Annotated in this window: 18 protein-coding genes; 11 read left to right on the forward strand and 7 right to left on the reverse strand. The window is 55.0% G+C overall.

Annotated elements, in window-relative coordinates:
• Positions 1–1,732: DEAD/DEAH box helicase family protein (locus tag VI895_08170; protein HLG19774.1), on the forward strand; the 1,732-nt coding region annotated here is incomplete at its 5' end.
• Between the two features lie 280 nt (positions 1,733–2,012).
• Here the strand turns inward: VI895_08170 and VI895_08175 are convergent.
• The gene (locus VI895_08175) at positions 2,013–2,417 is read right to left on the reverse strand and encodes a hypothetical protein (protein ID HLG19775.1); all 405 of its coding nucleotides are present in this window, start codon (positions 2,415–2,417) and stop codon (positions 2,013–2,015) included.
• 72 nt (positions 2,418–2,489) lie between these two features.
• Positions 2,490–2,801 carry a hypothetical protein gene (locus VI895_08180; protein ID HLG19776.1) on the reverse strand — a complete coding sequence of 104 codons (312 nt, stop codon included), beginning with the start codon at positions 2,799–2,801 and terminating at the stop codon, positions 2,490–2,492.
• Between the two features lie 32 nt (positions 2,802–2,833).
• Here VI895_08180 and VI895_08185 point away from each other — a divergent pair, with 32 nt between their 5' ends.
• The 5 genes from VI895_08185 to VI895_08205 all read left to right on the forward strand — a co-directional run bounded on the left by VI895_08185 (position 2,834) and on the right by VI895_08205 (position 7,727).
• On the forward strand, positions 2,834–3,043 hold the full coding sequence (locus VI895_08185; GenBank protein HLG19777.1) for a hypothetical protein: 210 nt from the start codon (positions 2,834–2,836) through the stop codon (positions 3,041–3,043).
• The gene (locus VI895_08190) at positions 3,036–3,878 is read left to right on the forward strand and encodes a hypothetical protein (GenBank protein ID HLG19778.1); all 843 of its coding nucleotides are present in this window, start codon (positions 3,036–3,038) and stop codon (positions 3,876–3,878) included. Before VI895_08185 ends, VI895_08190 begins: the two co-directional genes overlap by 8 nt.
• The gene (locus VI895_08195) at positions 3,875–5,545 is read left to right on the forward strand and encodes a hypothetical protein (protein ID HLG19779.1); all 1,671 of its coding nucleotides are present in this window, start codon (positions 3,875–3,877) and stop codon (positions 5,543–5,545) included. Before VI895_08190 ends, VI895_08195 begins: the two co-directional genes overlap by 4 nt.
• A 337-nt stretch (positions 5,546–5,882) precedes the next feature.
• Positions 5,883–6,713, forward strand: a complete 831-nt coding sequence (locus tag VI895_08200; protein HLG19780.1) for a replication-relaxation family protein — start codon at positions 5,883–5,885, stop codon at positions 6,711–6,713.
• A 333-nt stretch (positions 6,714–7,046) separates the two neighbouring features.
• On the forward strand, positions 7,047–7,727 hold the full coding sequence (locus tag VI895_08205) for an Abi-alpha family protein (protein ID HLG19781.1): 681 nt from the start codon (positions 7,047–7,049) through the stop codon (positions 7,725–7,727).
• Here the strand turns inward: VI895_08205 and VI895_08210 are convergent, their stop codons facing one another.
• A complete protein-coding gene (locus VI895_08210; GenBank protein HLG19782.1) occupies positions 7,728–8,342 on the reverse strand; it encodes a hypothetical protein in 615 nt (204 codons plus the stop codon). It abuts the gene before it with no gap.
• 116 nt (positions 8,343–8,458) lie between these two features.
• Between VI895_08210 and VI895_08215 the strand changes: the two genes are divergently transcribed.
• Both VI895_08215 and VI895_08220 read left to right on the forward strand, forming a co-directional pair.
• Positions 8,459–9,277: a DUF5677 domain-containing protein gene (locus tag VI895_08215; protein ID HLG19783.1), complete on the forward strand. Its 819-nt coding sequence runs from the start codon at positions 8,459–8,461 to the stop codon at positions 9,275–9,277.
• Positions 9,278–9,391: 114 nt separating this feature from the next.
• A complete protein-coding gene (locus VI895_08220) occupies positions 9,392–10,261 on the forward strand; it encodes a serine protease (protein ID HLG19784.1) in 870 nt (289 codons plus the stop codon).
• Positions 10,262–10,294: 33 nt separating this feature from the next.
• On the opposite strand, the gene VI895_08225 is transcribed toward VI895_08220, so the two are convergent.
• Complete coding sequence (locus tag VI895_08225) at positions 10,295–11,248, reverse strand: toprim domain-containing protein (protein ID HLG19785.1); 954 nt, start codon at positions 11,246–11,248, stop codon at positions 10,295–10,297.
• Between the two features lie 296 nt (positions 11,249–11,544).
• Between VI895_08225 and VI895_08230 the strand changes: the two genes are divergently transcribed.
• The 3 genes from VI895_08230 (at position 11,545) to VI895_08240 (ending at position 12,604) form a co-directional block, all read left to right on the forward strand.
• A complete protein-coding gene (locus tag VI895_08230) occupies positions 11,545–11,721 on the forward strand; it encodes a hypothetical protein (GenBank protein ID HLG19786.1) in 177 nt (58 codons plus the stop codon).
• On the forward strand, positions 11,718–11,879 hold the full coding sequence (locus VI895_08235) for a hypothetical protein (GenBank protein HLG19787.1): 162 nt from the start codon (positions 11,718–11,720) through the stop codon (positions 11,877–11,879). The genes VI895_08230 and VI895_08235 overlap by 4 nt, the downstream gene beginning before the upstream one ends.
• A 497-nt stretch (positions 11,880–12,376) precedes the next feature.
• Positions 12,377–12,604 carry a DUF2188 domain-containing protein gene (locus VI895_08240; GenBank protein ID HLG19788.1) on the forward strand — a complete coding sequence of 76 codons (228 nt, stop codon included), beginning with the start codon at positions 12,377–12,379 and terminating at the stop codon, positions 12,602–12,604.
• A gap of 78 nt (positions 12,605–12,682) precedes the next feature.
• On the opposite strand, the gene VI895_08245 is transcribed toward VI895_08240, so the two are convergent.
• From VI895_08245 to VI895_08255, 3 genes are all read right to left on the reverse strand, one after another.
• Entirely contained in the window at positions 12,683–13,108 is a 426-nt protein-coding gene (locus VI895_08245) for a hypothetical protein (GenBank protein ID HLG19789.1), read from the reverse strand.
• A 207-nt stretch (positions 13,109–13,315) separates the two neighbouring features.
• Entirely contained in the window at positions 13,316–13,576 is a 261-nt protein-coding gene (locus VI895_08250; protein HLG19790.1) for a DUF2188 domain-containing protein, read from the reverse strand.
• 181 nt (positions 13,577–13,757) lie between these two features.
• Positions 13,758–14,585: a hypothetical protein gene (locus VI895_08255; protein HLG19791.1), complete on the reverse strand. Its 828-nt coding sequence runs from the start codon at positions 14,583–14,585 to the stop codon at positions 13,758–13,760.
• Positions 14,586–14,755: the final 170 nt, after the last annotated feature.

Consider the following 14,755-nt stretch of genomic DNA (forward strand, 5'->3'; position numbering starts at 1 on the left):
TCTGCCTCGCGGCTGCCTGGAGGACGTGCAACAACTTCTATCGGATCTGAATATTACGCCGGTCGTGCGTGACGAGCGGTGTCATGGCCAGCCTTTGAGCGTCGCATTTCAGGGAACGCTTCGACCGGAGCAGAAGGCAGCAGCAGATTCCATGTTGAAACACGAAACGGGAGTATTGGCGGCGACGACAGCGTTCGGTAAGACAGTTGTCGCTGCGTGGTTGATCGCTCAGCGCGGTGTCAACACACTCGTGCTTGTGCATCGGCGGCAGTTGCTCGATCAGTGGGTGGAGCGGCTGTCGACGTTCCTGAGCATCAACAACCGCGAGATTGGAAGAGTCGGCGGCGGTCGCCGCAAGCCGACGGGCAGGTTGGACGTTGCGGTCATACAAAGTCTGGTCCGCAATGGCGTGGTCGAAGATTACGTTGGCGAATATGGCCATGTCGTCGTCGACGAGTGCCATCATCTATCGGCCCACAGCTTCGAACAGGTTGTCCGGCGCGCGAAGGCGAGATTTGTCACTGGGCTCTCGGCAACCGTCACCAGGAAAGACGGTCATCATCCGATCATCTTCATGCAATGCGGTCCTATCCGGCATCGCGTTAGTGCGAGGGCGGAGGCGGTTCGTCGTCCTTTTACTCATACCGTTCTCGTTCGTCCCACGGCGTTTCAGCCAACGATGCCGGCACCCTCCGACAAGCGCGTCGAATTTCAGTCGCTTTACGGCGATCTGATCGGCGACCAATCGCGAAATCGTCGCATTTGTGACGACGTCATCGAGGCGGTGCAATCCGGTCGATCGCCGCTACTGCTCACGGAAAGAAACGATCATCTGGACAATCTCGCCGCGCAATTGGTTGGGAAAGTTTGTCACGTGATCGTGCTTCGAGGCGGCATGGGGAAGAAGCAGCGCGAAGCCATAGCGGCGGAACTTGCGGCGATCCCGCCGGAGAGCGAGCGCGTGATTGTCGCGACCGGCCGGTATATCGGCGAAGGATTCGACGACGCGCGATTGGACACGCTCTTCCTCACACTACCTGTTTCCTGGCATGGAACAATCGCGCAATACGCCGGGCGCCTTCACCGGCTTTACGACGGCAAGCGCGAAGTGCGGATCTACGACTACGCCGATTTGAATGTTCCCATGTTGGCGCGCATGTTTGATCGGCGGTGCCGCGGATACGAGGCTGTCGGATACTCGATTTCTCTGCCCGCCAGTGCCGTTCCGGGCTGGCCCGCAGACGTGCTTCTTCCGTCGGACCCCGAGTGGAAACGCGACTATGCAGCAACCGTGCGGAGATTGATTCGCGACGGTGTCGATACGCCTCTCGCAAATCTATTTGTCAATGTGGCCAAGCCTTCATCGTCGGAAGTGACGGGTTTAGCAAGAGCACGCAGTGCGAGCGAAGCGTTTCTCTATCGCCGTCTTGAAACTCTTCCCGAGACAAAGGGCCGGTTCCAATTGAATGTCTGCGTTCCGATCCCGTTCGATGGGCAGAGTCAAATGGAGATCGACTTCGTCAATGAACCTCTCCGAATTGCTGTCGAACTCGACGGCTCACAGCATCTTTCCGATGCTGAAGCTTACCGCCGCGATCGCAGAAAAGACCGGGTGCTGCAGCAGAACGGCTATCTGGTTCTGCGGTTTCTTGCCGAGGATCTGGGCAAAGATCTCGATGTCGTCCTGGATGCAATCCTGCAGTCTTTGGCAGGCCGGGAGCGATTAAGGTAGTGGAGTACGTCTGCTTTCCCAGGTAGACGGATCAAGCTCTCGATACAACGACGACGGAATCAGGGCGGTGGCTTGCATGGCCCAAACACGAACTCCCGGCATTTTGGACGATAAGTTGAGGGGCTTTGCGGGAAGCTCGAACACTATTAACTAATTTTAAATCAACAACATGCCGGAGGGGGGACTTGTACTTTCAACCCCGCTCAAAAGACGTAACTTACAGATTCAACGAAACGCTCAAAACGCAGAATACGCCAAAAGTCCGCGTTGGAAGCACGTATTAGACGCGCGGTTTCTTTTCCCAATGTCGCGCGTGACGCACTCGCGTTTCCTCGCCCGTCTTGAACTTGATGAATCCGATGATTCCTTTCTCCGGTTCCTTTCTTGGCTCTCCGTCCACGATTCGTTCTTTTCGTATCATCCACGGTTCGTCGAGAGCGTCTTCGCCATTAGGATATCTGAACTCGATTTCGGTCAGGCCAAGTTCTTCGGCCCGATCAAATGCTCTATCGAAAAATTGATCGAATTGTTCCGGCTTCCGACCCCAGTATCCTTCTTCTGTATTGAGGCGCGAATCGCACCGCCAACACTTGAATACTTCGCTCAATCGCTTCGTTACGTTCTTTGGAACCTTGAGGAGGACCGTGACTTGAGCGCACTCTTTGCATTGAGCGACCATTTCCACGGCGCTATTCTAGTATTTTTTTTCTAGTATTTTTCTTCTTGCCCGGATTAATTCTCATCATTAAACTACCGCCTATAGGCGATAGTTCCGTCTCAGTGCGGGTTGCCTTCGACTAAATAGTTCCGTCTCCGCGCGGGTTTGGTCGCATTGAAGTGAACCAAGGATCACTCTATGCGCGAGACGGACAGCCACTACGTTCTTCCTTCCTTTCAGGAACGCCACTATACCGTCGCAGAACTTTCCGAACTGTGGAATCTTTCGACCGACGCGATCCGTCGCCTCTTTCAAGATGAGCCTGGCGTTCTTCTCATCCGCAACCAGCGTTTCCGCAAGCGTCGCTACATAACCATTCTCATTCCCGAGAGCGTAGCCGCGCGCGTCCACCGTCGCCTCATCCTTTTACCGGAGCAAACAACATGACCGATCCCGTGATTGTCGAAATCGCCCGAGCCGTTTCCTTGCTCGAAGGCCGCCACCGCGCCGCGCTCTCTAGAGGAGATTCCGGAGAAGCGGAAATCTGGCGGCAGACCATCATCAAATCCCTCGCTTCATTCGTCACGGGGGAACACACCCAATCCGTTTGTTCGATGCCCCATCTTAACTTTGAGGAGAAGAATCATGTTTGAAAGCCAATTTGAAGCGTTCCTTTTCGGGGGTGTATTTGTAGGCCTCGCCTGTTTTATTTCCTGGCTTGTCAAAGAAGGTCTCAAGCACGCGGCTCGAAAAACAAACTTCTTTTCCTACTGCCGCTTCGTTCACGTTCCCTCGGAGCGGATCGGAATAATCAGGTCGAATCCGAAAGGGCCGGATTTTCGTTTCTGTTTCGGCCGGTCCTATGTTGGGACAAAGTCTTTCATCCTTCTCCCCAAAACCTGCCGGGAGCATTTTGCCCTTCCCCTCATACTGAAGGACGGCGGAGAAGTCGAAGTCCATTGCGTGGTCGATGCCGAGATCCGCTTCCCCCTCCACCGGCACGTGTTCGATGTTCCCGATTCCGTCTTGCACGGCCCAGTGGACAAGATCATTTCCCACCGCCTTCGTATGCTTGAACCGATACTCTCTTCCTCTCTTCGCCAAAGGATGTCGGACCCCACCGCGCCCGCCACTTGGTGCGAGGCCCTGCACGCGCAAGATTGGTTCCGCAAAACTCTCCATTCGATCGTGTGGGGGCGCAGTTATCCCCGTTGGCCGAATTTCGGATTCATCTATACGACGGTTGAAGTCCCCCACATTAAGCCAGCCGGAAAGCTGACGGACGTAGACATTCTTCAGGCGATGCAGAACAAGCCACAGCCAAAGAAAAGCATCCGCGACCAGAGCCGCGAGAAGGTAATCGCGGCCGCCGCACTCGTTGGTTTGAGGACGGAGCTCTCAAAAGAGTTTCCTGAAGAGTTGCACCCGATCATCGAACGCATCATGGACGACGTTGAGGCCCGCTTCATGGCAGGAGGTATCGAATGATTCTCGGAACAGACGAAAACGGAGCACCGGTTCATTTCACCGAAAAAGACCGCCGTATGTCGCATAGCCAAGTTCTCGGCGGAGGGAGGAAAGGAAAGAGCAGTTTTCTCCAGGTGCCGATTCGCGAAGACATCTTGGACGGGAAAGGGCTGACGCTCATTGATCGCCACGGAAGTCTCTACTGGGATGTCGTCCGTTGGCTTGCCTACGTTCAGCCCAAGAGAGAGATCATCCTTCTCAACTTCTCAAGCCCGAAATATATCACCGGGTTCAATCCGTTCGTGAGCGACCGGGGAGATGTATCGACCCGTGCTTACCGGATGATCGACGCAACCGTCCGGCCATTTGGTGAAGTGAACACGAATGAGCTTCCCACGATGGAGAGAATCTTACGCATCCTCTATTCCTTCGCGGCTGAAGCTCGGGAACCGCTCTTGAACGCATCCCTTCTCCTCCGCTTCCCGCAGAAGGAACTTCGCGAGTACGCCTTCCGGATTATTCAGGAACCGAACACACGCCAAGAACTCGCGGAGTTGATGGAGATAAAAACTCTGAGGGACTGGATGATGCAAACCCTCTCCGCGACGAACCGGATAGGAAGATTTTTAGCCTTCCCCGGAGTACGGAGATTCATGGGGATGAAAGAAAACAATATCGACATCTCGGACGCGATGGACCGGAAAGCAGTCATTCTCGTGAACCTCGCGCCGAACAGATACGACCTATCCGACACCGCCTCAAAACTCATCGCCTGTCTCATGGTGTACGAACACTTCACCGCCGCGTTCGACAGATGGGAAGGCTCCCCACTTCACACTCTCTACATGGACGAGTTCCAGGACTACATCACGGACGATCTCGCCCGGATGCTCGACCAGGTGTTGAAGTTCGGATTGCATGCGGTCTTGGTTCATCACCACCTCGCACAATTCGGAGACGACGAGCACCTCCGGGAATCCATCATCACGAACGCAAGAAATCGATTTGTGTTCGGCGGCCTGCCCTACGACACGACAATAAGGCTCGCGAATGAAATGGCGCTCGACCGGATAAACACCCGGCAGATTAAGAAGCAATATTTTCACACCATCCATCTCTACCGGGAGGAAACCCGGACCGTCCGTTCATCAGGAATAGGAAACTCTAGCGGCCACTCCGACGCGCTAGGGATGGGTCTTATGGGCCCGGCGGGAGAAAACAATCCCAGTCGGCAAACCCAGTCCAGTAGTTCGTCCGCAAGTTCGGGTTCTTCCTACTTCGAGGGGGAATCCACTGTCCCGTTTCTCAACCCCATCCCCACCCAGGAACTCGGCTCGGAATCCGAGTACACCCGGGAAGAAAAGGTTTCTATCATCGCCCACCTTTTCAACTCCCAGCCTCAAAGACATTGTTTCGTGAAGCTGGACAATCAGCCGATGTGTTCCATGAAAGTCCGGGACCTTTACCACCCGTTCGTATCCGTCGAGACCTTACAGGGGTACGTCGCCCGGCTCTACCGGGAACAGGGAGCCATACCCGGCGAGGAAGTGGACCGGAGAATCGAAGAATCCCAAATCCAACTTTTGAAGCGCGTGGAATCGTCCGCCGGACTTTCCCCGGAGGACTACTTTCCGATGGAGGAAAAAGCCCCGGCCGCTCCTCCGAAACGTCGGAGAAGCAAGAAATGAAAACGTATCGTGCCTCTATCACGGGAGTACCAAAACTCGGCCGCGACGAAACGTCGTTTGGAATGATCGGGCGTGGCTCAAACGCCGACTGGATAAGGGCCGCGCGACATATTGCCGTTAAGGAACGGGCGTGCCAACCGGCCCCCTCCTCACGTCGGGTATCTCATACTAATCATCTCTATCAAGCTGCTTTGCCTACCGGCACCGTCCGAGATACCCGACGTATCCGTGCCTTTGCCCCTTATTCCCTATCGGACAGGGGCTTCGGCTCCGCTCCGCTTCGGGCCGGTCGGCGACTTGCGCGATTTCCGCAATCTGTTTTTAGCAAGGTGAACCTATGAGTGCGATCGAATCCAAAACCGAAGAACGCAAAATGCGGCTTAATGAATCCGAGAAGGACTACGACCTTCTCCGGGTGCTATCGGAATATCCGACCCTGAACACGTCCTTGCTCGGGGAGATACTGGGCCGGAATCTGATATCTCTCCGGGCTCGTCTCCGCAGGCTCAAGGCTGAGCACTGGGTAGCATCCGGCGTCCAGCCGTGGGGTGATCGGAAGCCCGCAGGGTTCCCGGACGACCGGGTGTGGCGTTTGGGCCTTGCCGGTATCCGCAAGGCAAAAGAGTTGGATTACCTTCCCCCGGAGATCCGCTACCGCCCGGAATGGTCGCCCAAGAACTCGGAACACGATCTTGGTATTGCTCGGTTCCACTACGCTCTATCGAAGCTCGGTATCCTCTCCTTTTGGAAACAATGGCCCGCCGAAGTGTTCGACAACTTTCAGAACTCGGGGAAGACCTTCTATGTTAAACCGGATGGATTTTTCGGCATCCAGGACAAGTCCGAACCGACTGCCACTCGGTATTTCCTCGAATGGGAACGGAGCAATCCCCGAGACAAGGGAGATGTCTCTTCACTGGTGCGGAAGATAGCTGGTTATTCAGCATACCTGGACAAGGGGTACTGGGAACGCTGGGGTCAGGGCAAGACCCGTATCCTTTTCGTCATGCGTTCCGAGCGGAGGTGTGAGGGTTTCCTTCAGCTCGTCCGAGAAATATCTCCGAAGAAAAAGTTTTTCCTCGCGGCAACGATTGACGATTTGCTTTCCCGGCCTGGAGAAGAAATCGTGTTCGACGGGTCGGCTTCCAAGATTTCGCTACAAGACTAGAATGAGAGACAGGACTTATTTCTCGCCGCCCCCAGTTCACTCCACCCAAGGTAAGAGAGGATGACGTGAAATCTCCCTATGTCGGCCTGAAGCAGAGCAAACGGATTTAGGCAAGCCGGGGGGAGGTGGAGGAATCGCTGTGACTGGCGCATGATGCGCTGGAGAACTTCGGCAAGAACGCGCTCCTTTTCGAGAGTCGCCGCGTTCTTAGTTCCGCGTTTTCGGCCCGATCCCGGAACGGGCTCCGCCGTTTTTACCGATGAAGGTTTAGAAATCAGTCTTTCAGGGGGAGGCTTTCTATCACCCTACAACCTCCGGTGAATCTGGCAAGGGGTGCTAGAATCGGCCATGCTCTCCAACGACGACGAGAAGCTGATTGAAATGGGCCTTGAGGCGGCGCTGAAGCCCGTCTACGACCGGCTCGAAGACATCGCAGGGCCTTCAAGTAAAACGATTGGGCGAATGATCAACGCGATGCTCTGCACTCAGATGAGGAGCGTGGTGAAGGTGTACGGGCGTGCGACGGAGATGCTGAACAAGGCCGGTATTCCTCTTGGCCCCGTTCCCTTGAAACTCCTCAAGCCGATTCTCGATGGTGCGGCGGTTGAGGAAGACGAAAAGATGCAGGATTTGTGGGCGGCGTTGCTTGCGAATGCCTCAGCGCAAACGGACGAACGAGAAGTATCTCCGGCGTTTATTAGTGTTCTCGGGCAGCTCTCACCTCTGGACGCTCACGTGTTCCGAACATTGGAGGGACGGACAGATACCACTAGGTACGTAGGTCGAACAAGCGAACTTCGGTTCCACTTTCGCGGGTACACAGCAACGCAAGTATCCGCCTCTCTGGAGAACTTACTCCATAATTCGTTACTTGAATCGGAGGCTATAGTAATCTCTGAAAGATCCACAGCGACGGACCGGCGGAGGACGGATGCGACCGACCATGATTTCCGCGTAACACCTTTCGGCATTCGGTTTTTCCAGGCTTGCGAACCTCCTAAAGCAAAGACCTAATCACTCAACGGGCACATTCACGCTCACCGTCTCCCCGTCAATCGTGACGCGGAGCATTACGCTGTCCTTCAATTCCGGGGTCGTTCCCTGGAAGTAGAAGTTATAGGCGTCCTGCGCCCAAGGTTCGGCATCTAGTTTTGTATTCAGATAGGTACGGACTACCTTCCCGTCGAGGAGAATTTCCGCTTTCGAGAAAAGCCTGAGACCGTTCTGTTCCCATCCGGGTTGCCGCATGACTTCCCCGTCTTTCTTCGGAACCCACACGATACTGCCTCCGTCTACCTTCGGAGTTTTCAAGAGTTCAAGCGTGATTGACTGGGCCGGGGCTTCGGATGCGGGGATCGGGGCGGGATGCTGTCCCAAGACTTTCTGCACTGGTGCTGGGGCCGGCGTTTCGATTCCTTCAACCGGAGCGCCGGAAGGAAGGGGCTTTGCGTTTTGCGTTTCTGTTAGCTGTGCTTGGAGTAAGACGACCTTTTGCATTAAGAGCGAGATCACCTGTTCGAGCGCGGATTTGAGATCCGCTTGTATTTCCGCGGCGGTCTGGGCTTTAGCCTGGACCGGGCCGATAGGCAGAGTGATAGCGATGAGTATTGCGAGGGATAGTTTTTTCATTGGTTTGTTTGGGTGTTTTGATGAGGGGCGGAAGGTATCTTTATCCTATTGCTTCTAGCGAACTTGGCAAGGGGGATGGGACCAATTCTGGCCGGGTCGTCCTTTAAGGTGGTGGGTTGCATAAAGCAGCGAAAGGCGATTCCGATATGTCCATTAGAGCAGAAGACATGAAGTACGTTGGCGTGGGTATTCCCGAAAATTGGCAGGTAGCCCATGCTATTAACCCTCAAGCGTTCCTTGCCGCGGAAAGCATGCACGACCTTCTTCACAAGCTAGCACGTCAGCCGGTGCAGAGTTCGCTGCAATATGTGACGCGGCGTCTTATGATTATCGGGCTCGATTCGCTCGGGGCGGTCACGACGCTCCTGCTGAACGGGTACTCTCCGGATGCTTTGCGGATCACACGGACGATCTGGGAAGCGGCGGTTACGTTGGCGTACCTGAGTACGTTTCCGACGAAGGTTGACGACTTCCTTGACTACTCCCACATAGCGGCAAAGCAGCAAATGGATCAGGCGGATAAAGACTATCCGGAAATCACCAAAGACATTACGGCTGAACGGCGGGCGGAGATCGAGGCGGAATATCAGCGCGTGAAGCCAAGGTTCATGAAGGGCAAGAAGCTGAGAAGCACCTGGAGCGAGAAGAAGATCTTCGATATGGCAAAGGCAACAGGTCGAGAAGAACTCTACAAGACGTTTTACAAGTACGCTTGCGGGCTCACGCATCTCAGCGCCTCCGGCCTACAACTGCTCACCAACGAGAAATCGAAAGATGTCGATATCGCGCCGACGAATGAATTCCTCGAAGTTTCACTCCAGATGGCGCATGGGGCGGTGTTAGAGATGATGGCTGATTACAACGATCTGGCGAAGCTGGGATTTGACGACGAGATAAAGGACCTCGTCAAGGTGTATCACGCTGCGTGGGATTAGAGTAGCGTTGCTTGTTTGGCGACCTTTTGTTCCGGCCGAGCCGGGGGGTGAGGTGGAGGAATCGCTTCATGGCTGCTTGACACTGCGGCAAGGAGCGCGGATCGTTGGAAGATTATGAGCCTAGTCGAAACATTCGAAGTGATTAGTCCCAGCATTGTGGCGCTCGCATCTCGTCTTGTGCCGAAGATCGAGGGTGTGAATCCGGTGTTCCCGTGGATCATCGGAACGGGATTCGTTGTCGATAGCCGTGGAATCATCGCCACGAACGATCACGTCATACAAGAACTCGTGAAGCTTCCAAAACATCCGACGAAGGGACCGGCAGCGATGGCCCTGGTTCCCGTGAGGACGAAGGATGAACGAGGCGACGCCATGGGATACGTGATGACAGAGATCAGAGCGCATTGGAGTCTCACGGAGTTCACCGCTCCCGGCCCGTATTACGGACAGATGAATCCTGACTTCGGGTTTATCCAACTCGATGCGTGTGAGCTGCCGCCGCTGAAGCTTTCAACGGAGGGCGATGCCTTGCAAGTGGGAATGCCGGTTGCGACGGCCGGTTATCCCCTTGGAACATCCGCAATCACGGTTTTTGGGCAGGTCAATCAGGCGATGCCATTTCTCCGGCACGGGATCGTGAGCAGCATGTTCCCGTTTCCGACCAAGCATCCTCACGGTTTCACTATCGATGTGATGTCCCAGCACGGAGCGAGCGGTTCTCCCATCTTTCGAACAGATACTCCGGAGGTCGTGGGAATCCTGTACGGCGGTTTGCCGAACCATAAGGGTGAGTCGACGAACATTACTCTCGGTGTTCCTTCGGAGATTCTGGCGTTCGGTCTCGACGCGCTATTCAAAAGTCAGAAGATCGAATTCGAGGGAGTGCCTACGTTCGCGCAGGTGTTCAAGGATGCGGATAAGTCGGGCGATTTGAAGTGGGAAACGATCACGGTAAAGAGGGAAATTCCGAAGGCGGGAACGTAAAGAAAATCCCTGCGTGCGCAGGGATTCGGGGCATTACCCCAAGAGTGATTGAACTTCTTCCGGCCCGAGTTGGTCCGGTTGTTTGTCGTTAGGATTGATATTTCGCACGAATCGCGTCCGTGCAAGCCGCGCCAATAGCGTAGCGCTCGCCGCTTTCCCCGGATCGTCGCCATCAAGGAACAGCGTCAGACACTTGAATCGCATCAGGAGCTTTTCCTGCGCTTCGGAGAGCGAGCATCCCATCAGAGCCACGGCGTTGTATCCTGCCTGATAGACCTTCATGGCGTCGAAGAATCCCTCCGTAATTACGACCTCCTCCGCGTCGGCCGGAATCCGGTGCAGATTGTAGAGTTCGAGCCCCTTCCGGAATCCTTTGGGGAAAAGATATTTCGGTTCCGCGCCATCGTGCGCGCGGCCGGCATACCCGAGGAGTTTTCCCTTTTCGTTGTGAATCGGGATGACGATCCGATGATCCGCGAGCCAGCTTGATTTGCCGGGGAAGTATCCCACCCCGAAAGCATCAGCCGTCTCTTTCGAGATTCCCCGCGTCGCAAGGTAGTCGTGATAGGCCACGTCCTTCAGCGCCTGGAATCCCGGATACTTCACCGCAAGCGGGATATTGACCTCGGCCTCCGGCTCGGGCTTCGGGTTCGGAGCCCTCGCCTCCGGCCTCGGATGACCGTTCAGGCCGAACCATTGTTCAAGCATCGTTCCGGCCGCAGAGACGGAGCAGTTTTCCATCGCCATGACGAACGCGATCAAGTCGCCCCCTGTTTCTCGATATTTTCGCGTCGCTGCGCACGATCGCGAGTGACAGTTAAAGACGTTCTTTTTCGCGTTGATGGTGAAGGATGCTTTGCTTCCGGTGTGGCCCGGGAGCGGACAGTTCCCCCGGTAGTTCCTTAGTTCAACTCCGTAGCGGGTGCAGACTTCTTCAATATTCACGGCCTTTTTGATGGCCGCAAAGTCGATTCTCCTGTCGGGCATTGTGACCCCTCCTAGTTGTGATTGAGCTGTCCTCACCCTAAGAGACCCGGCACGACCTGTCAAACCGCTCCGAGGGGACACCCCCTCGACCCCCACGAGGTCGGCAAGCCCCCTCTACACCCCCCACGGCCGCCCGCCAGCCCCGCGATCCACGTGGTCTCGCTTCACTGCTTAGAGGGAACGGTCGGTCCTCGCCGGGTTAGCCAGTAGGTAACCCGGCTCCGTAACCGACCGATTCATGAGTGCAGTGATGCGAGCTGCACAAAGGTCGGAATCACAAAGCAATCGAAGCAGAAATGCCGGAATACGAAGTCATCATCGTGAGCGTGGATGCGCATAAGTGCACGATGCCCGCGCTGTCGAAGGAAGAAGCAGAGCAACAGGCATTGCATCTCTTCGACGACCGTCCCGAGGCGTTGATATCCGTACTACGCCATGTGCAGGTGGTGGATGTGAGGGAAGTGGAGGAATGAACGAGGAAACGTATCGGAGCTTGTGCAAGATTCTCGATTACCTCTACGAGGACGAACAGGGGCATTGGGAGGAGAACGAGAGACCCACGCTCCACATCTTCACGGACATCCGCCAAGTTCAGGGTTGGGCGGATGAGGTGAGAGGAAAGTTGCCGTAGATATCAACCCCGCATTGGCTTGAGAACGATGCGGGGCTTTTTCGTGTTCGCGTAGGCGGCCGGTACCCGCCCACCCCGAAAATGTAGGGGGCTTGTCGGACGGCGCCGAGATCGATTTGTTGAAAAGTTTCGAGCGAACCTTATTTCGATAGCCACTCTAGGAGTGCGGCGGTGCCTCGCGAGATCCGGCAAAACTGGTCCTGCTCACCGACGGCTATTCGACCGGGATTGATGCGGGCCTCGCGAGCTTCGACAGCGATGGGTTCACCGTGAACTGGAATATCGTCGGGGCGGGCTTTGACGCGTACTGCATTGCGCGCGGAATGCGGTGATCAGATGGGTAACGACCGGGGCATCCCGGATAGAGCCTCAATCTTCCGCCGGCAGTGTGGGACCACTTTCGACCTGCCATCCCTTTAGGGTTATTTGTAAGAATCAGTGCATATCAGACTTTTCTGAAAGGAGATAACGTAATGCCTGGTAAAGGTAGGGATCGTATGGTTTCCCAGCGACCTGATGGCAAGTGGGCCAACAAACGTAACGATGCAGACAAGGCTTCGAGTCTGCACGATACGCAAGGAGACGCGGCGAGAGCCGCCAAAGAGATGCTTCTTAATCAGGGAGGTGGTGAACTGACAATCAAGGGGCTTGACGGTAAAATCCGCAGCAAGGACACCATCGCGCCCGGAAACGATCCGAATCCGCCCCGAGACAAAGAGCACTAAGAAGCGACCACCGGATCTCCGAAAACTCTGTCTTCCCCCTTGAGTTCGGACTCTGAACGCATGCCGTCAGTCCTGGCGCTACTTCTTCCGCTTGGCGACCCACGTTCGCATGCATTGCATCAGTTCGTCGACAGGGAGTCGCTTGATATCTCGATCAGAGAATCCACGAGCTTTCAAGATGTCGTAGTTGTCTGACATGAAATCGAGGAAGGCTCCCCACACGGCAGAAGGCCCCGGGGAGGCCTTGCTCGCCGCGTTGGCGGCTAACCAGTTTCTAACGATCGTCACGACCTCCTGAGGGTCGTCATCGTGAACGGCAATGTCGGAATTGGAGAGGTCCGAAATTGCTGCCTGATAGCGATATTTCTCCGTTTCCAAAATGAGACATCGCTTGTTTGGCCACGTACCCTTACCGAACAAACGGCATCCGACATCGAGCCCGAGTTCAAAAGGCATATTCAGGCGGTAGAATTCACCCGCCTTCAGCGCTCTTATCCGGGACAAGTCATGTATAGCGTACTTTGATTCCTTGATAAGGGTCACGACCTTGTGTATCCGGGCCTCACCTGAATCCAGACGCTCCAAAGCAATCCTTGGCTGGAGTCGCAGGTAAATGATCGCAAATAATATCGGACGAAGAATGGGTAGGTACTTGTCGTCAAACGGACAATTCACGAAGACATTTTGAGCAAATCCCATACGGGAATTCAGTCAGCGCTTGTCTGTGGGAGGATGAGGATCATTGCCGTATGAGTTCTTTTCCCGAATCGTCCCATCGGAATGGTGGATATAGATCTCTCCGCCGTTCTTCCCGGCCAGTTGTCTTGCATAGTCTACGGCATCGCCCTGCTTCCCAAACACTCGACTGGCTCGCGACGAGCCGGACTTGCGAACACTCCACCCTCCGCCTGAATTCGGCACAACATGTCGACTCGTTTTGCTCAAATTGCCTCTCCGATTAGAAGTTCGCATGCCGTCTATTCTAATCCAAATTTCCCCTCTCGCGGCCTCGGATGCGAACGTCCAGAAGACGAACGACTCGAGGGCACACAGTCTATCGGTTCGTACGTCCGCCGTCGGTCAGCGCCTCACCCCTACTTGCGCGGTCCAGTCGACAACTGGAGAATTGCTTCACTGCATGCTCTGAAGCTCTTTAATGGTTCTGTTCTCGGAGCATTATGCTTTTCATCAGCTCGTTAAGACCAGCAGGCCAGGAAGCCCGCGGAGGAAATCGGCTCCATGATGAATAGATCGTAGCTTGCTCTTTCTGAACGTACAGGGCAAAGCGAGCGAAGAACTCTTTGCGCTTCTGGGGCCCCATGTCGACGTAACGTTGTGCAAGATTCTGGTCGAGTACCCAGCCGTTGAGGTGATTTGTCGACGTGCTCCCTGCCATGGTCCACAAGTGCTCCATGAGCGGCATCACGCCGGAAAGAGGTTCGAACATGAAGTTGGGACGATATTCAAAAAGAATGTCGGGATACTGGCTGCGCAAATACTCCGCAGGTTCTCCCGCGCCTCGAAGAGATTCAACCATGAGCCATGAGTTCCAGTCGATGTAGCAGTCCATTTGTAAGACTGCGTTCTTGAGGTCCTTTTCGCCGCCAAAGAGAGCAGCAATTCTTTCACTGCGCGCGTATCGCTGAACTGCCATGAGGGCGTGCGATAGATCCGGATGTCCCCATTCGGATGTGATCGGCCAAAAGAGCATCGGCCTGACGAGGGCATTTTCAGTTTCGAGAGGACCGACTGCCGCCGGGACGAGATGCGGAAAGAAGTAACCGACATCCGATAGGCCATATTCTCGCTGCAGGGCATAGCCACCGATCGTGAATGTCGCGATGAGCGCCTCCAGTGCCGGTACTGTGTGCGTGAAGTGTGTATCGAGAGAGCTTGTCTTGAAACTACCCAGGTTGAGAGACGATTGGTAAAACGCTGGTGAAGTCGCGAGCTTGTTTGAGACTCTGAAGATCTTTTCCAAACACGATGCGATGTGACCCAGCCACGTATGCTAAGGGACTGCTCAAAAGTAAATTCACATTATTGAGACTAATTATCCCAACGAGTTCTGGTTTGGGTTAGATGCAAAGCTGCAGTTTAGCCCGTGTTTCCAGAGGTAAATGGGGGTAGTCGGCAGCGCTACCGTGGTAT

The sequence above is a fragment of the Bdellovibrionota bacterium genome, assembly GCA_035292885.1.
GTDB lineage: Bacteria > Bdellovibrionota_G > JALEGL01 > JALEGL01 > DATDPG01 > DATDPG01.